We start from the raw sequence: 19,332 nt of genomic DNA, 5'->3' as shown, positions 1-19,332 counted from the left end.
CTGTTAATCAGACTCTAACGATGCATCTTTTTGCCAAGTCGGCGATAGATGGCGAAGTTATAGCTCCCAGGGGTGTTTGCAATCTTGACCCCCAAAATCCTTGGAACTTCTTGTGAGAAGCTGTCATAAACTAGTTCATACCCAGCTATATTTGGCGGCGACGTAAGGCCTGAGTAGGTTTGTGCTAGCATAAAGTATTCCGATTCAATCTGCGAAACCATTGCGGCCCCTCTAATCTTCGGGCTTGAGGAAAGAGTGATAAACTGCATCGAAACATCCACTGATTCCTTCGATGTATCCAGACAGTGAGTTAATGCTTCGGTGGCTTTGGAATAACTTATTCCGTGCCCGTCGGCATGATGAAACAAAATCACATTTCTGGCAAAAACTAAACTGCATGCAATAAGCGCTAGCGAGACGAAAAAAAGAGGAGTCAGGAATTTCAGTGTTATTTCACGCTTTGAAGTTACAATCCAGTTACCTGTCAGAGTTAGCATGAAAGGAGCGAGCGCTTGTAAATTGTAGGTTCGGGCTGGTTCGCGAATAGCGAAATACCAGCATGCCCCAGCAAAGAACACCAAGCTGCCGACTCGAAGGATGAACTGGGAAATATTCAAAGAATCTTTAAACGGGCGGTTGAATGAAAAAATCAAGATAGAGGCCAGAAACAAGGGGTATAACCCGATGTGGCGAGTTTCTTTAAGAAAATAGACTGCGTAATCAGCAACACCTGAAGACCAAACTGCACGTTGAGCGTGATTTAAATTCCCACATACCCAGTCCCTGAAATCGAATGGATATCCCCCAAAAAATATCATTGCTCCAGATGACAATGCCGTGCAGGCGGCGAGAAACAGCCAATTTGACATTTGAACGGGAGGCAGCTTGAAGGCGGCGATCATGGCAACCAATGACCCGATCAATATGCTCGATACAGGAGATGTCAGACCACAGAACCCAAGTAACACTCCTGTAATAACTGCTTTTCTGGGAGTCCAATCAGTCTCGCCAATCAGCACAGCACACAATAAGACAGCCCAGACCATAACGAGCGACTCTGGACGAGAAAACACCCCCAAGAATAAATGCCCTATGGCTAATGGCAGACATGTTAAATATGCTATGCGCCATCCACTCGAAGGCCCCTTTTTTCTCGCTAAAATCATTGTGAGGCAGGTCGCAAATACGACCATTGCAACAAATGCAAAATAACCGATCACTTTGTATATTCCTGGGTATGTCTGCCCCCCTAAATGTCGCCCGATCCATTGAAGTAAAAAACCATGATAAGTCAGTCTGGGCAGGCCTTGCGGGTCGTAAAAAACAGCTGCTTTCCATGTGGGATTATTGAATTCCCCTCGCTCATTGCCGTGAATGATCGGGGGCCAGTAGGCAACTGCATCCGTGCAGACAAGCGGCCATTGCTTGGATAAAAAGCAAAATAAGAAAATGATAACTACAGCAGTGCTGGCCCAAATTGCAAAAATCCCTTTTTTCATTTGCTATGTCCTTATGTGGAATGGTCGAATACCTCGACTTCACTGAGCCAGTTCCTTCAATTGGCGGATCATTTCGTGCGCTCTTGTGGCAAATTTCCCCAGGGGCACGGAGGGCTCGCCGCCATACCGCTCGCGAAAGCGGATGGAGACCGTGCCCTGCCGTAAGCCAGGCTGATGCCTGAGGAGGACGGCCAGGGCCACATTGGCCAGGAAAAACTTCTCGTGAATGCGGCTGACGGCGGTCGCGCAGACGGTGGTGCGCATGAGCCGGTAGGGCACATTGGCGTCCGCGCAATTGGCACGGGCAAACAGCAGCAGCGTGAGACGCAGCACCATGCTGGCAATGACGCGGCGCAGGCCATCGTCGCGCCGAGTGCGCACGCCGTAGATCACGTCGTATTTTTCGCGGTTGCGCCAGAAGCGGAAGAAATACTGAGGGTCGCACTGCCCGTCTGAATCGAGCTGAAAAACAAAGGGGATGCCGCGCTCGATGGCGATGCGATAGCCCTGAAGGCAGCTCTGGCCGTGGCCGCGGTTTTCACGCTGAATGACCTCAAGCCTGACGCCGTATCTGAACTGGAGCTGGGTGAGAATGACGCCGGTCTCGTCAGTGGAGCCGTCATTGATGACCAGAAAGACAAAACGGCCGGTCCAGTTTTCAATTTCGCTGAACCATTCGTTCACCACCTTGCGGATGGAGGCAGACTCGTTGTAAACGGGCATGACCAGGAGCAGCTCGGCGGAATCAACGTTCATGCGGTGTGTGTCGGTGAGGAAAGCAAAGCTTGTTGCTGGCTTGAAGCGCGCGGAGCGGTTGGTGGTAGGTTCGAGGGCAGGAGGCCTGAGGTTTAGCTCCGGCAAAAATTTGCGCAAGGGCTTTGCTCCGCGCGGCCTCATTCGTGGCGGCCGCTGCTGCCTGATGCCGAAGTGACGGAGCAGATCGCTGACAATATTGTCATCTGCGAAGGAAGGATGAGCCTGTTTTTTTGAAGCCGTCAGTTGGGAGCCGGAAAAACAACAACGCCGAAGAGGTGTCTCTCTTCGGCGTTGTGGGAACGAGCCGTTGAGCAAGGCTTATTTCTTCCGATCCCGGATCGCGCCGGTTTTGAGGCGGAGGCCGTTGAGGCGGATGAAGCCGGTGGCGTCGTCCTGGTTGTAGGCCTTGGTGGGGTCGGCTTCCATGGTGGCGATCTGCGGATTGTAGAGGCTGAAGACGCTCTTGCGGCCGGCAGGGATGATGTTGCCTTTGTAAAGCTTCACACGGACGGTGCCGCTGACCTTCTTCTGGCTCTCGGTGACGAGGGCCTGGAGGGCGAGGCGCTCGGGGGCATACCAGAAGCCGTTGTAAACGAGTGTGGCGTACTTCGGAATGAGGCTGTCACGCAGGTGCATGACTTCGCGGTCCATGGTGAGGCTTTCGATCTGGCGGTGGGCGAAGTGCAGGATGCTGCCGCCGGGGGTTTCGTAAACGCCGCGGCTCTTCATGCCGACGAAGCGGTTTTCCACCATGTCCACGCGGCCGACGCCGTGCTTGCCGCCGAGCTTGTTGAGGAGCTTCATGACGCCGAGGGGGGAGAGGAGCTTGCCGTTGACGGCGATGCAGTTGCCCTTTTCGAATTCGAGGATGACGGTCTCAGCCTTGTCCGGGGCGTCTTCGGGGAAGACGGAGAGGGTGTTGAAGTAGCCTTTGTTCTTCGGATCGCTGGCGTCAAACCAAGGGTCTTCGAGGATGCCGGCCTCATAGCTGATGTGCAGGAGGTTGCGGTCCATGGAGAAGGGCTTCTTGGCGCTGGCCTGGACGGGGATCTTCTTTTCGTCGCAGTAGGCGATCATTTCAGCGCGGCCGGGGAACTGGGTGCGGAAGCGCTCATCACGCCATGGGGCGATGATTTCGATCTCGGGGGCCAAAGCGGCGGCGGTGAGCTCAAAGCGCACCTGGTCATTGCCTTTGCCGGTGGCGCCGTGGGCGATGAAGCCGGCCTTTTCGGCCTTGGCGATCTCCACCATGCGCTTGGCGATGAGCGGGCGGGCGATGCTGGTGCCCAGAAAGTACTCTCCTTCGTAGATGGCTCCGGCCTGGATCATCGGGTAGATGAAATCCGTGGCGAATTCTTCCTGCAGATCGTCGATGTAGATCTTGGAGGCTCCGGTTTTTTTGGCCTTGGCGTTCAGGCCTTTAAGCTCGTCGTCCTGGCCGACGTTGGCGCAGAAAGCGATGACTTCAGCGTTGTAGGTTTCCTTGATCCAGGAGAGAAGGACGGAGGTGTCGAGGCCGCCGGAGTATGCGAGAACGATTTTTTTGCTCATGATTGACCGCTTTTGAAGGGGGCGCGGAGAATAAGGGCAATCGAAGGTGTGTCGAGCGTAGGAGTGCGCCTTTTTTACAAAATGGGGAGATTCAAAAGCGGGTGATTAGGAAAAGTTAAATAAAATACACGCTTTCTATTGAAATTATAATTGATATGGTTAGGCTGGGTTAACTCAAAAATAAATGGATTTTGCTCTGAGCCACAGCGTGATAACGACTGCTTCAAAGAAAGCAGTCCGGTCGGCTGCCCCGATTTTCCGCGCTTCTTCTTGGCTCAGAAGAAGTTTCGACAAGGGGCTGCGCTCATTGACGGCGGGTATCACTCTGTTTGTCGCTTCGGCAGTGGGGGCGTTTGCCGCCACGGATTTCAGTGATTACAGTGGCTTTAGCAGTGCCAGCAGCACGACGGTGAGTTCCATCAGGATCGGTGCGACCACTGACAGTGAAACGTCCATCACCACAAATTCCCTGGCCACGGGAGATGACATCACGGGCTCGGATGATGAAGACGGCGTGACTCTGCCGGGCAGTCTGGTCACAGGGACGACAGGCAGCATGGTGGTGAACGTGACGAATTCCAGCGGGGCCACCGTCTTCCTCAATGCGTGGATCGACTACAACAATAACGGCTTGCTCACGGACTCTGGCGAGCAGGTTGCCTCGAACATCACGATCGCCACGGGCAGTTCGAATTCCAACAGGACCGTCAACTTCACCGTGCCGTCCGGCGCCACCGCTGGCAATGTGGGCGTGCGCGTGCGCCTGACCTCCAACAGTTCTCCGGGCTCCACAGGCCTGGATGGCAATGGTGAGGTGGAAGATTATCTGGTGCAAATCTGCCCGGCCATCACCGTGGGGCCCACCACTCTGGGCGCTGCGACGGTCGGCACCCCTTACACGCAGACGATCAGCGCCAGCGGCGGCTCATCCCCCTACACCTTCAGTGTGAGCAGCGGCACGCTGCCCAGCGGGCTGACGCTAAGCTCAGACGGCGCACTGACCGGCACGCCCACCTCTGGAGACACCGAGACGTTTACGGTGCGGGCGGTGGATCAAAGCGGCTGTGCCGGCACCCGCAGCTACACTTTTGCTCCGGCATGCACCAGCTATGTCATCTCACCGTTCGCCATGGGTTCGTGGGATCTGTCCACATCGGTCAATGTCACGATGGTGGCCACGGCGACCTCGGGTTCCATGAATGGACCGCTCACCTGGTCGCTGGCATCGGGCACGCTGCCAGCGGGTCTTTCCCTGAGCAGCGCGGGTGTGCTCAGCGGCACCACCACGGCCAAGGGCACCTCCAGCTTCACGATCCAGGTCAGCGACTCCTACGGCTGCACCGCCTCGCAGTCGTATTTTATGACGGTGGCCTCGGGCACGAGCTACTCGAGCCTGCTGTATGTGAGCTCGGGCGGTGGCAGCACGGGGTATCTGGAGACGTATGATGTGTCCACAGGGCAGAAGACGCTGGTGGGGCAGACGAAGGATTCGAGCGTGCGTTATCTCACGGACCTGGCGTGGTCGCCTTCGGGCATTCTCTACGGCATCGATTTCAACAACATCTACCAGATCAACCCGACGACGGGAGCCTTGACGCGGCTGGGCAGTTTTGGCAACAGCTTGAACGGCCTGGTGTTTGACTCGGCCGGGAAGCCCTACATCAGCAGCGTCAACGACGGTGACATCTACACCTTCAATCTGTCCTCGCTCAGCACCAGTTCCACCACGGCGCTGACCCGCGCCTACAGCTCACCGGCCACCGTGCCAAATGGGGAGGCGCTCAACAGCGCCGGTGACCTGGCATGGATCGGCAATGAATTGTACTACACGGCGGCCGGCAGCGGATTCACCACGTTCTATTTGTACAAAGTGCCTGAAGGCGGCACCGCCACGCAGCTGGTGGGGCAGATCAAAACCACGGGGGGCGCGGCCATCGCCGATGTGTTCGGCCTTTCCACAGACGGCTACGGCACGCTGTATGCGCAGGCGGGCAAGGCGCTGTACACTCTGGACAAAACCACCGGCGTGGCCACCACCGTGAACTCCAGCATCGCGGCAAACGCCATCTCCGGCGGTGCCATGCGCTATGAGTTCACCCAGGTGCTGGATGACTTCGGCGACTACTCCGGTTTCCCGGTGGCACGCGACACCGTGTTCAGCTCGCTGCTGATGGGTTCGCTGGTTGATTACGACATTCCGGCCGCGTTCAATACGGCGGCGAATGCGGACGACCTGTCATGGACGGATGACGAAGACGGCGTGACGCTGCCTGCCAGTGCGGTGCAGGGGGCCACGGGCGTGAGTGTGACGGTGAAGGTGACGAACACCTCCGGCGCGCCCGCCTTCCTGAATGGCTGGGTGGACTTCGGCAACAATGGATCGCTCACAGACAGCGGCGATCAGATCATCAGCAACGTCACCATCCCGAGCGGCACCAGCAATGTGAGCCAGAGCTACACCTTCAATGTGCCGGCCACAGCCGCGGTGGGCGCTCTCGGTGCACGTTTCCGGCTCACCGCCGTGACCAATCCCGGCCCCTCGGGCGCCAGCGGCCCCGGCGAGGTGGAAGACTATCTCTTCAATGTCACCTGCAGCACCATCACGCTGACTCCAGGCACGCTGCCCACTCCCACGGTGGGCACGGCGTATTCGCAGACGGTGACCGCCAGCGGCGGCAACGGCCCCTACACCTACGCGGTGGCCACGGGCGCGCTGCCTGCCGGTCTCACGCTGAATGCCAGCACGGGCGTCATCTCCGGAACCGTCACCAGCTCCAGCGCCACCAGCTTCACGCTGCGCGCCACGGATGCGAAGGGCTGCACCGGCACGCTGACCAGCAGCATCACACCGACCTGCCCGGCGGTGACGGTCACGCCTGCCTCGCTCAACACGCCGACGGTCGGCACCAGCTTCACACAAACACTCAGCGCCACCGGCGGCATCTCGCCTTACACCTGGGCGCTCACCAGCGGCACGCTGCCTTCGGGGCTGTCTCTGAGCACCAGCAATGGGACGATCAGCGGTCTTCCCACCAGCGGCGCCTCGACGAGTTTCACGGTGCGTGCCACGGATGCCGCAGGCTGTCTTGACACTCAGGCTTACACCGTCGCACCTGCCTGCCCGACGATCAGCATCTCGCCCAGCACGCTCGCTCCGGGCACGGTGGGCACCGCCTACTCGCAGACGCTGAGCGCGAGCGGGGGCACGGCAGCTTACAGCTCCTGGACCGTGACCAGCGGCACGCTGCCTGCGGGTTTGACGCTCAATGCCAGCACCGGGGTCATCAGCGGTACGCCCACGGCCTCCGCCAGCCCCTCGACTTCGGTGACGGTGCGCGTGAATGACGCCTACGGCTGCCAGGGCACGCAGGTGGTGGCGCTGCAAATCTGCCCGCTCATTTCGATCTCGCCCGCCATCCTGCCCACTCCGACTGTGGGCACGGCTTACTCGCAGACGCTCACCGCCTCCGGGGGCACTGCTACCTACACTTTCACGCTGGCCAGTGGCGCGCTTCCTTCCTGGGCCACCTTGAGTTCCTCCGGCGTGCTCAGCGGTACGCCAAACAGCACCACCGCCGCCACGTTCACCGTGCAGGTCACGGATGCCAATGGCTGCTCCACCACGCTCTCGTTCACCGTCACGCCGGTCTGCCCTACGGTCACCATCACGCCGGCATCACTCGCCCAGGGCACGGTCGGCAGCTCCTACTCACAGCCCCTTTCCGCCACCGGCGGCATTGCGCCTTACAGTTCATGGACCGTCACCGCAGGCACGCTGCCAGCGGGCTTGACGCTCAATGCCAGCACGGGTGTCATCAGCGGCACGCCGACGGCCTCCGCCAGCCCGTCCACCTCAGTCACGGTGCGGGTGAATGACGCCAACGGCTGCCAGGGATCGCGCGCGATCACGTTCCAAATCTGCCCCGTCGTCACCTTCTCACCCACCACGCTGCCCACGGCGACGGTGGGCACGTCATACACTCAAACGATCACGGCCAGCGGCGGCACCGGTCCTTACACCTTCACGCTGGCCAGCGGCACGCTGCCCGCCTGGGCTTCGCTGACTTCCGCCGGTGTGCTCAGCGGCACGCCCAACACCACGACAACGGCTATTTTCACGCTGCGTGTCACGGATGCCAATGCTTGCACATCCACGCTCGCCTACACGCTCACGCCGGTGTGCCCGGCCATCAGCATCACGCCGGCGGCGCTGGCCGCAGGCACGGTGGGCACGGCCTACTCGCAGACGCTCGCCGCGAGTGGTGGCATCGCTCCCTACGGCAGCTGGACGGTCACCGGCGGTGCGCTGCCAGCGGGCCTGACGCTCAATGCCAGCACGGGGGTCATCAGCGGTACGCCCACGGCCTCCGCAAGTCCTGCCACGACCCTCACGGTGCGGGTGAATGATGCCAATGGCTGTCAGGGCACGCGGGCCGTGACGTTGCAGATCTGCCCGGTCATTTCCCTCTCTCCCACCACTCCGGCCACGGGCACCGTGGGCGTCTCCTACTCGCAGACCATCACGGCTTCGGGTGGTTCCGCTGCTTACACGTATGCGGTCGTCAGCGGCACGCTGCCAGCGGGTCTCTCACTCAATGCCAGCACGGGGGTGGTGAGCGGTACGCCTTCCTCGCAGACCAGCGGCAACGTCACGGTGCGCGCCACGGATGCGAACGGCTGCCAGGGCACGCAGGCGATGACGTTTGCGATGGGCTGTCCGGCCATCACCATCTCCACCGCCACGCTGCCTCTGGGCACGGTGGGCAGCGCGTATTCACAGACGCTCGCCGCCACCGGCGGTTCAGGAAATTACACCTGGTCAGTCACCAGCGGCACGCTGCCTGCGGGCCTGACATTGAGCAGTGGGGGCGTCCTCAGCGGCACGCCGACCACGGGCAATGCGGGCGGAGTCAGTGTGACCATCGCCGCCACGGACAGCGTGAACACCTGCGCCGGCACCAAGACCTACACGCTGCAGGTCTGCCCCGTCGTCACGCTTTCACCTGTCACATTGACCGCACCGACGGTGGGCACCGCGTATTCGCAGACCCTCACCGCCTCCGGTGGTGCGGCCTCCTACACCTACACGCTGGCCAGCGGCACGCTGCCTGCCTGGGCCACCCTGAGCAGTGCAGGGGTGCTGAGCGGCACGCCCACCACCACCACCGCGGCCACCTTCACGGTGCGCGCCACGGATGCGAACGGTTGCACCGGCACCCGCGCCTACACCGTCACACCGGGCTGCGCCACCATCGCCATCAGCCCCACCACGCTCACGCAGGGCACGGTCGGCACGGCTTACTCGCAGACACTGGCCGCCAGCGGTGGCACGGCCCCTTACAGCGCCTGGACACTCATCAGCGGCACGCTGCCCACAGGCCTCACTCTCAATGCCAGCACCGGTGTCATCAGCGGCACGCCGACCGCGGCGGCCAGCCCGGCCAGCTCCATCGTTGTGCGGGTGAATGATGCCAACGGCTGCCAGGGATCGCAGACACTGGCACTGCAGGTCTGCCCGGTGGTCTCGCTCGCGCCTGCGACACTGACCACGCCAACGGTGGGTGTGGCGTATTCCCAGACCATCTCCGCCAGCGGTGGTGCCTCCCCCTACACCTTCACGCTGGCCAGCGGATCTTTGCCCGCCTGGGCCACGATGAGCTCCGCAGGTGTGATCACCGGCACCCCCACCAGCACCTCCACCGCCGCCTTCACCGTGCGTGCCACGGATGCCAACGGCTGCGCCAAAACCCAGGCCTGCACCCTTGCGCCAGTCTGCCCAACGATTAGCATCCTGCCTGCAGCGCTGGCGCAGGCCGTGTCCGGCACCGCTTACTCGCAGACGCTCACGGCCAGCGGTGGCAGCGCCGCATACACCTGGGCGCTGACCAGCGGCACGCTGCCAACGGGTCTCACGCTCAATGCCAGCACCGGCGTGATCTCCGGCACGCCCACGGTGGTGAATGCGACGGGCGCCAGCCTCACCCTGCGCGCCACGGACGCCAATGGCTGCCAGGCTTCCAAGACTTTGACCCTGCAGGTCTGCCCGGCCATCAGCATCACGCCCACCACCGCGACAGCGGCCACGGTCGGCACATTTTACAGCCAGGCCCTGGCCTCCAGCGGCGGCACTTCGCCCTACACCTATTCGATCAGCAACGGCACGCTGCCCGCAGGTCTGCTGCTCAGCAGCAGCGGCGTCATCAGCGGCACGCCCACGACCGCCAATGGAGCGGGCGGCAGCTTCACGGTGCGCAGCATGGATGCCAGCGGCTGCTTGAAGGACCAGGTCATCAGCCTCAAAATCTGCCCCGTCATCTCCCTGTCTCCCCTCACGACCACCTGGACGGTGGGCGTGAGTTCATCGCAGACGCTGAGCGCGAGCGGCGGCACCTCTCCGTATGTCCTCGCCCTCGCCAGCGGCACATTGCCGACGGGAGTAACCTTCAACGCGAGCACCGGCGTGCTGAGCGGCACGCCCTCGAGCTCTGCTTCACGCACCTTTGTCATCAGCGCCACGGATGCAAACAGCTGCGTGGGCACGATGAGTTACACGATCACGCCGCAGTGCCCTGTCATCAGCGTCAGCCCCGGCACGCTGGCTGTGGGCATGGTGGGTTCCAGCTATTCCCAGACCTTCATCACCGCAGGCGGCATCGCCCCCTACACCTACGCGATCACGGGCGGTTCGATGCCCGCCGGCCTGAGCTTCAACACCTCCACCGGCGCGATCAGCGGCACACCGACCGTGGCAGGCAGCTCCACGCTCACGGTGAAAGTCACCGATGCCAACAACTGCCAGACGACGATCACGCGCAGCCTCACCATCTCCGCCACCGTCTCCGCGAGCTGCCCCACGCCGTTCAACCAAAGCATTGGCGGCGCCTACCTGGTGACGCGCCTTGGCCGGGATGTGCTCGGCGGTGAAAACAACGGAGTCGGCACCTGCCTTTACAACATGTCGCCAAACGGGCGGTGGATCACCGGCATCCGCGTGGCCAAGAACTCCTACGGCTTCCTCATGAACATCCTCACGGATGTGAATTTGGACGTTCCATTGCTGGATCCGACACATCCTTATGCCATGGGGCGTGATGTCAATGACAGTGGTGATGCGGTCGGTTATGAGAAATGGTCAGTGGGTAAAAAGCTTAGCATCGCGCCCTGGTACTACAGCCAGACGAGCGGCACCACGGTGCGGCTGCTGACTCCGTATGATGCGAACGCCAGCATGAGCGCCATCCCAGTGGCGCTGACGAGCGACAGCGCCTATGCCTTCGGCACGGTGGATCCTGACGGCCCCGGCGGCCCCGTGCTGGCGCAGGGCGGCTACTGGAACCTCGGCACCCGTGCCTGGACCGCGATCTCCGGAGTGCGTGAAGTGATCGACGCCTCCGCCGACGGCACCAAGCTGCTGGTGACGGACAGCAGCGGCGTGAGCAAGGTGCTCAGCGGCAGCCCTGCAGCAGGCTACAGCACGGTGCTTGTCACTTTCACCGGTGGTTCGTTGAATGCGGGCCGCATCAGCCCGAACGGCCGCTACATCGGCTCCAGCCAGAAGATTTCCGGGGTGCCGACGCCGTTTGTGTATGACACGCAGACCAGCACGCGGACGAATCTGCCGCGCATCCTGCCGCAGGACAGCCTGGGCGGCATCGTCGGTGCGGTGAGCGACACGGGCCGTGTGCTCGGCACGATCTACAGCAGCGGATCCACGGGCAGCTTTGCGGTGATGTGGGACACGCCGCAGGATTTGTACACGCGCATCTCCGAACTGCTCGTCTCCGACGGCCACGTGGCGCAGGACAGCACCTACTCCTTCTGGAACCTCTACAACGGTGGAGACGGCATCTCCGCCGACGGCAGGACGATGGGAGTGTTTGGCGACAACCCTTATGGCCAGGAAGATTCCATGGTTTTCCAAAAGATGGATGTGGCGGACACGCGGCTGTGCCTGGGCAATGCGGTGTGGCAGGACACCAACCGCAACGGCATCAAAGACTACGGTGAAACGGGTGCGGTGGGCGCGGTGGTGCATCTGTTCCATCCAGGGGCGGACGGCGTGCGCGGCGGCAGCGGCGTGAATGCGGACTACGAGATTTCGCCCCCGGTGACCATTTCCAGCAGCGGTGCCTATGTTTTCAGCGACGTGCCTTCCGGCAGCTACTACGTGCAGGTGGTCCCGCCGGCATCACTGCCAATGACCTCCGGTGTGGTGGTGGCGCTGGACAACGGCGTGGACAATGACAACAACGGCATGCAGCCCGGCGGCCCCGGAACGCCGATCTACAGCCCGATGATCACGCTGATCCCCGGTACGGAATCGGTCAACGATGGCGACTCCAACACCAACACGGATTTCACCGTGGACTTTGCGCTGAGCGATGGCGTGAGCCTGGGCGACCTTGTGTTTGCCGATCTCAACGGCGACGGCCTCTATCAGTCCGGCACGGAATCCGGGCAGGCAAACATCACCGTGCAGCTGCTGGACGCCACCACGGGCAACGTGCTGCTGACCACGACGACCGACGCCAGCGGCAAGTATTTCTTTGGTGGCCAGGCACCTGGAACCTATCGCGTGAACATTCCCACTCCGCCGGCGCTGTACACGTCCGCCACGCTCACGGTCTATGCTGACGATGGAGTGGACAACGACAGCAACGGTTCACAAAACGGCGGTGCAGGAACGGCGACGATCAGTCCGGTGATCACGCTGGCCACGGGAACGGAGCCGGGCACTGCGGGGAGCACGAGCTTTGAAAACACCATCGACTTTGGTTTCCGCTCCTGCCCGGTCATCGTGATGACACCGGCGACGCTGGCCAGCGGCCTCGTGGGCAGCGCGTATGAACAAGCCATGGGAGCCAGCGGCAGCAGTGCGACCCCTTACACCTGGAGCACATCCTCAGGCACATGGCCGGAAGGTCTGAGCATCAGCAGCACGGGAAGCATCAGCGGTACGCCGACGGTTTCGACCAGCGGGGTGAACGGCACGACCGTCACGGTGCGCGCCATGGATGCGAACACCTGCTTCAGAGATCAGGCGCTGCAGATCAAGATCTGCCCGGTGATCACGGTGAACCCCGCCACACTGCCCTCTCCGGTGATCGGATCTCCGTATGCGCAGACGATCACGACGTCCGGCACGACCGCCACGCCGGTGGTGTACAGCGCCACGGGCCTGCCATCATGGCTGTATCTGAATGCGAGCACCGGGGTGCTGTCGGGAACGCCGGCGAACTCCACCGCCGTCACCTTCACCGTGACCGCGACGGACGCGAATCTTTGCTCTGCATCCCGGACTTACACGCTGCCGCCCGTGTGCCCAGCCGTCACGATCACGCCAGCGACGCCAGCCGTGGGCACGGTGGGTGTGCCTTACAGCCAGTCGTTCAGCGCTTCTCCGACATCCGGCCTGACCGCGCAGTATTTCTCGGGTTCAAACTTCCAAACACTGCTGCTTTCACGCCAGGAGACTTCGATCAACAATGACTGGAGCAACGGCTCGCCGGATGCGCTGGTGCCAGCGGACCAGTTCTCGGCGAGGTGGAGCGGATTTGTCCGTCCGGCGGCCACGGGGACGTACACCTTCCAAAGCACGAGCGATGATGGCGTCCGCGTCTGGGTGAACAACACGCTGGTGATTGACCGCTGGATCGATCAGGCCGCCGCCAGCTACACCGCCACGGTGAATCTGACCGCAGGGGTCGTGGTGCCGATCCGGGTGGAGTATTATGAGAACGCCGGTCAGGCGGTGATGAAGCTGTACTGGTCCGGCCCGAATCTGACGCTGCAGCCGGTGACGGGCTGGCTGGATTATGTCTGGGGAGTTTCGGGCGGCGTCCTGCCTGCAGGACTGACGCTGAACGCGACCACGGGAGTGATCAGCGGCACGCCGACAACGGCGAATGGCGTCGGCATCAGCCTGACCCTGACCGCCACGGATGCGAACGGGTGCGTCGGCTCCCGCGTGTGGCCGGCGCTGCAAATCTGCCCCGCCATGCGCCTGTCACCCGCCACGCTGCCACCGGCGACGGTGGGGCAGCCGTATGTGCAGACGATTGCGGCCACGGGCGGCACGGCTCCCTATCAATACAGCGTCGTGAGCGGCGCCCTGCCATCCTGGTGCACGCTGAACGCCACGACCGGGAAGATCTCCGGCACGCCGACGGACAACAGCCCGGGCAACTTCACGGTCCGCGCCATGGATGCCAACGGGTGTGTGGCCACGCAGATTTACACGGTGGACCCACGCTGCACGATCTTCACTGTGACGCCGGGCACCCTGCCGAACGCGACAGCGGGCAGCGCGTATTCGCAGGCCCTGGCGACGACGGGCGGCACGGGACCCTACACCTACACTTTGAGCAGCGGCACACTGCCAGCCGGATTCACACTTTCCAGCGGCGGCGTCATCAGCGGGACGACTGCGGCGGGAGACGGCAGCAAGGCGAACATCACGGTGGCGATCGCGGATTCAACCGGATGCCTGGGTTCCGCCAGCTACCAATTGCAGGTGTGCCCGGCGATCACACTCAGCCCGGCCACGCTGCCTGCGCCGTTCCTTGGCCTGAGCTACTCGCAGACGATCACCACCAGTGGCACGAGCGCGACGCCGCTGACCTGGAGCGCGACGGGCCTGCCCGCATGGCTGAGCCTCAACAGCAGCACGGGGGTGCTCAGCGGCACGGCCACGGCGAGCACGCCGGTCACCTTCACGCTCATTGCCACGGATGCGAACGGCTGCGCGGGCTCACGGTCCTACACGCTCACGCCGGTGTGCCCGGTGATCGCGGTGGGCGGGACCGCGCAGGCGAATGGGTACCTCCAAACGAGCTACTCGCAAAACATCACGGGCAGCGGTGGCACCGCGCCGTATTCGTTTGTGCTGGTCAGCGGCAGCCTGCCACCCGGACTCAGTCTGGCCAGCGACGGCACGGTGAGCGGTACGCCGACGACGCTGGGCACCTACACCGTCACCGTGCGTGCCACAGACGCCTACAGCTGCCAGAGCAGTGCGACGGCGGTGACCTTCAACATCAAGGGGATGGGCATCGGCAACCAGGTGTGGGTGGACATGAACGATGACGGCCTGCGCGGCTCGTCTGAAAGCGGCGTGCCCAATCTGCCGGTGCAGCTCTGGGCCCCGGGCATCAATGGCGTGGTGAACAATGGCAGCGGCGATGATGTGCTGGTGGCCTCCACGACCACGGACTGGGATGGTCAGTATCTTTTCAGCGGCCTGGCTCCTGGAATCTATTACGTGCGCATCCCGACACCGCCGACCTTCTATCCGAAGGTGAGCACGAGCCAGGTGAACCTGGACAATGGCGTGAACAATGACAACAACGGCATCCAGGCGGTGTCAGGGATCGCGGTGGTCACGCCGCTGATCACCCTGTATCCCAACACGGAGCCCGGCGCTGGCGTGGATGGAGATGACACGGATTTTGACAGCAGCATCGACATCGGCTTTGCCAATGCGAACCCATGTCAGATCACGAACCTGATCGACAACCCGAGCTTTGAACTGCTGGGAGTGCCGAATGTGACGGGCACCGCCACGAGCGTGATGGGGTATGACGGCACGGGCACCTCGTTTGGCACCGGCGTCAATGCCTACCAGTGGCTGGGCGGCACGAATGGCACCAGCGGCATCGGCGAGCCGGTGCAGCGTGTGCAGATCGCGGCGGGCAGCAGCGGCTCCAAGGTTTCCTGGATGGAGAGTGTGAAGAGCCGGCACGGCAAGCGCATGGTGCTGCTGCAGGGAACGAACTCCGCGGTGAATCTGCTGCCTGCGGGTGGTGGCAGCTGGAGCAGCGTGCTGCAGCCGGGCAAGGAATACGAGCTGAGCGTGTGGGCTTCCAGCGCCTCGTCAGGTGCGGCTTCGATCCTGTGGAATCTCGGAGCAAATGCACAGATTTTCCAAATCATCACCGGAGCGACGCCGGGGCTGTATCAGTACTACACGGTGCCGCAGGGTGAAATGAGCGCGACGGCTCCGGGCGTGAGCCAGTGCTGCGGATACAATGGCGGCACGATTTCGTACTCGGCCTTTGGCGCATCCGATTACAACAACTGGACGGAAGCGGGCGCGAACAGCACGCAGCCACTGTGGAGGCAGTTTACCTATCACTTCCGCGTGGCCAACGGCGCGACGCCATCGCAGATCGACACCGCGACGCTGGCGCTTTCCGGCGGCAGCAGCACCAATGCGGTGGCGGCTGACCTTGTGTATCTCTGCCAGGTGAACACCACGGCCACGCTGACGATCGGCAATCTGGTGTGGAACGACGCGAACAAGAACGGCGTGCGTGACACGGGCTCGAATCCTGAAATCGGCATCAGCAGCGTGGTGGTGGATCTGTTCCGCAGCACGAATGACATCGCCGGAGACGCGGATGATCTGCTGATCGCCAACACGACGACCAACTCGGCGGGCGCTTACAACTTCACCGGACTGGCCGATGGCAAATACGTGGTGCGTGTGACGCCGCCAGCGAACATCCCAGCGACCGGGGGCAACGTTGTGGCGCTGGACAATGGCGTGAACAATGACAACAACGGCAGCCAGCCCGGCGGTCCGGGAACGTACATCTACAGCCCGGTGATCACGCTGGCCAGCGGCACGGAGCCCGCGAACGATGGCGACACCAATCCCGACACGGAACTGAGCGTCGACTTTGGTTTGTTCTCCGGTATCCAGCTTGGCAATCAGCTCTTCATCGACGCCAACAATGACGGTGTCTTCAGCAGCGGCACCGAAGCCGGCGTGGGCGCTGGAGTGACGGTGGAACTTCTCGATGGCACGGTGAACACGGTCATCGCCAGCACGACGACGAACAGCTCGGGCGTGTATGGCTTCACGGTGTACCAGCCTGCGAACTACCGCGTGCGTGTGCCGACTCCGCCTTCGGCTTATCCGCTGGCTTCCGGCGTGGTGGACACTTCGGATGACGGGCGTGACAATGACAGCAACGGCATCCAGAGCGGCGGCATCAGCACGGCGGTGATGAGTCCGGTGATCGCGCTGACGGCGGGTGGCGAGCCGGGAAGCACGGGCAATTCGAACACGGAGAACACCGTCGACTTCGGCTTCCGCGGCTGCCCGACCATCACGATCACCCCCGGCACGGTGGCGGTGGCGACGCAGTATGTGGCTTACAATCCGCTGACGCTGACCTCCAGCGGCGGCTCGGGTGGCTATGTGTATGCGATCAGCAGCGGCGCCCTGCCGAATGGCATGTCGATGAGCAGCGCCGGAGTCATCAGCGGCACGCCCGGCGCCTCGGCAGTTCCTGGCAGCTACAACTTTACGGTGCGCAGCACGGACAGCATGGGCTGCTCCGGCACGCAGAACTACACGCTGACGCTGAGCAACGCCATCGTGACCGTGAATCCGGCCACGCTGCCTGCGGCGACGCAGTATGCGGCCTACACGCAGAATCTGGCGGCAACGGGCGGCACCGCGCCTTACGCCTGGAGCTACGGACCTTCCGCACTGAGCGGAGCCGCCGCCTGGTGGCCGGGTGAAAGCGGAGCGACGGAAGTGGTCGCGGGCAACAACGGCGCGCTGATGAACGGCGTGGCCTTCACCGCCGGTCTGGTGGGACAGGCCTTCAGCTTTGATGGCGTGAATGATTACGTGCAGGTGGCTGACCAGTCGGTGATGCGTCCGGCGCAGATCAGCCTGGAAGCCTGGGTGCGTCCGGCCAGCGCCACGCCTGCGGCAGATCAGATCATCCTCGAGAAGACATCGAGCGCGAGCTCTCCAGTGAACGGCTACGGTTTGATCCAGCGCAGCGGCACGAGCACGGTGCGCTTCTGGATCAATGGCACGGGGTCGGTGGCCGGCACGTCCGAATTTGTCGATGCGACGCTGACGGTGGGAAGCTGGAGCCATGTGGTGGCCACGTATGACCTGACCAACATCCGCATTTATGTCAACGGCGTGCAGGTTGCCACGAAGGCCTTCACCACGGCGATCAATCATGCGACGCAGCCGCTGGTGATGGGGGGCAGCGCGACAGCCGGCACCGCATGGAACGGTGCGCTGGATGAAGCGGTGCTCTACAACCGCGCGCTGAGTTCTGCGGAGGCGCTGGCACGTTACACGGTGACGAACAGCGGCAACAACGGGATGCCTGCCGGGCTGACGCTGGACACCACGACCGGCGTGCTGAGCGGCACGCCCACGGCGGTGCCTGCGAGCTATCCTTTCACGGTGCGCGCCACAGACTCCTACAGCGGCATCGGTCTGCGCAGCTACTCGCTGACGGTGGGCTGCCCGACGCTGAGCATCTCTCCGGGCACCTTCACGGATGCGATCCAGTATGCGGCCTACACGGCGGTGACGATGACCGCGACGGGCGGCACGGCTCCGTATCAGTGGGACATCACCAGCGGTGCGCTGCCCACGGGCATGAGCCTGAGCAGCGCGGGCGTGCTCAGCGGCACGCCGGGCTCCGCACCCGCGACCTACTCCTTCACGGTGCGTGCGCGTGATGCGAACAACTGCGTGAGCACGAAGGCGCTGAGCGTGAAAGTCATCTGCCCGACGATCACCCTGACACCGTCCACCCTGGCGAATGCGCAGCAGTTTGCGGCCTACTCCTCCGTGCTGCTGGATGGCACGGGCGGCAGCTCCCCCTACACCTTCAGCATCCAGAGCGGTGCGCTGCCCACGGGCATGAGCCTTTCCAGCGCGGGTCTGCTGAGCGGCACGCCCACGGCGGTGCCGGGAGATTACACGGTGGTGGTGAAGGGGACGGACAGCGCGGGCTGCTCCGCCACGCGCAGCTACACGCTGCATGTGAACTGCCCGGCGATCACCATCAGCCCGGCCACGCTGGCTGCCGGCAGGCAGTATCAGGCCTACAGCCAGACTTTGACTGCGAGCGGTGGCAATTCCACCTACACCTGGTCGCTGGCCAGCGGCAGCCTGCCAACAGGGCTGACCCTGAGCAGTGGCGGACTCATCAGTGGTACGCCGACGGTGGCACCTGGCACCTACACCTTTGGCGTGACGGCGACGGACTCCGAGGGATGTACGGCCACGCGCTCCTGCAGCATCATCTTCAGCTGCCCTGCCATCGCCATCACACCGACGACGCTGCCGCAGGCGACGACGACAGTGGCCTACAGCCAGCAGCTCACGGCGACGGGCGGCTCCGTTCCCTACACCTGGACGCTGGCGGCCGGCGCGCTGCCATCCGGCATCACCTTCTCCTCCGCAGGTCTGATCAGCGGCACGACTTCGGCGGTGGGCTCGTTCAACTTCACGGTGCAGGCGAGCGATCTGAACGGCTGCGTGGTGCAGCAGGCGCTGGCCTTGGGCGTGAACTGCGCGGCGATCACCATCTCGCCCGCATCCCTGACCACCGCGACGGTGGGCGCGGCCTACTCGCAGCAGTTTAGCGCCAGCGGCGGGGTGGGGACAAAGACATGGACGGTGAAAACGGGCACGCTGCCAGCCGGCATGACGCTGAGCACGGCAGGTCTGCTGAGCGGTACGCCCACGGACACGGCG

General features: G+C 62.7%; 4 protein-coding genes (1 of these 4 running past the window's edge). 1 reads left to right on the top strand and 3 read right to left on the bottom strand.

The features are described from left to right. Nucleotides 1–14 precede the first annotated feature (14 nt). The 3 genes from ACILSL_RS14640 to ACILSL_RS14630 all read right to left on the bottom strand — a co-directional run bounded on the left by ACILSL_RS14640 (nucleotide 15) and on the right by ACILSL_RS14630 (nucleotide 3,806). Nucleotides 15–1,499, bottom strand: a complete 1,485-nt coding sequence (locus ACILSL_RS14640) for a hypothetical protein (protein WP_395732786.1) — start codon at nucleotides 1,497–1,499, stop codon at nucleotides 15–17. Between the two features lie 39 nt (nucleotides 1,500–1,538). Then, nucleotides 1,539–2,255, bottom strand: coding sequence for a glycosyltransferase family 2 protein (locus tag ACILSL_RS14635; RefSeq protein ID WP_395732785.1), 717 nt, complete (start codon nucleotides 2,253–2,255; stop codon nucleotides 1,539–1,541). A gap of 318 nt (nucleotides 2,256–2,573) precedes the next feature. Continuing rightward, entirely contained in the window at nucleotides 2,574–3,806 is a 1,233-nt protein-coding gene (locus tag ACILSL_RS14630) for an argininosuccinate synthase (RefSeq protein WP_395732784.1), read from the bottom strand. 307 nt (nucleotides 3,807–4,113) lie between these two features. On the opposite strand from ACILSL_RS14630, the gene ACILSL_RS14625 reads away from it, so the two are divergent. Continuing rightward, nucleotides 4,114–19,332, top strand: partial view of a putative Ig domain-containing protein gene (locus tag ACILSL_RS14625; protein WP_395732783.1) — the beginning only. It continues 15,234 nt past the right edge of the window; 15,219 of the gene's 30,453 nt are visible here — the first part of the coding sequence; it begins with the start codon at nucleotides 4,114–4,116; its stop codon lies beyond the right edge, outside the window.

The organism is Prosthecobacter sp. (assembly GCF_044222345.1).
GTDB lineage: Bacteria > Verrucomicrobiota > Verrucomicrobiia > Verrucomicrobiales > Verrucomicrobiaceae > Prosthecobacter.
Note: the sequence above shows the minus strand (reverse complement) of the source record. Positions and strands in the feature narration are given on the sequence as shown.

Coding starts and splice junctions, on each gene's coding strand:
- ACILSL_RS14640 (WP_395732786.1), bottom strand. CDS start 1,499: ATGAAAAAAGGGATTTTTGCAATTTGGGCCAGCACTGCTGTAGTTATC.
- ACILSL_RS14635 (WP_395732785.1), bottom strand. CDS start 2,255: ATGAACGTTGATTCCGCCGAGCTGCTCCTGGTCATGCCCGTTTACAAC.
- ACILSL_RS14630 (WP_395732784.1), bottom strand. CDS start 3,806: ATGAGCAAAAAAATCGTTCTCGCATACTCCGGCGGCCTCGACACCTCC.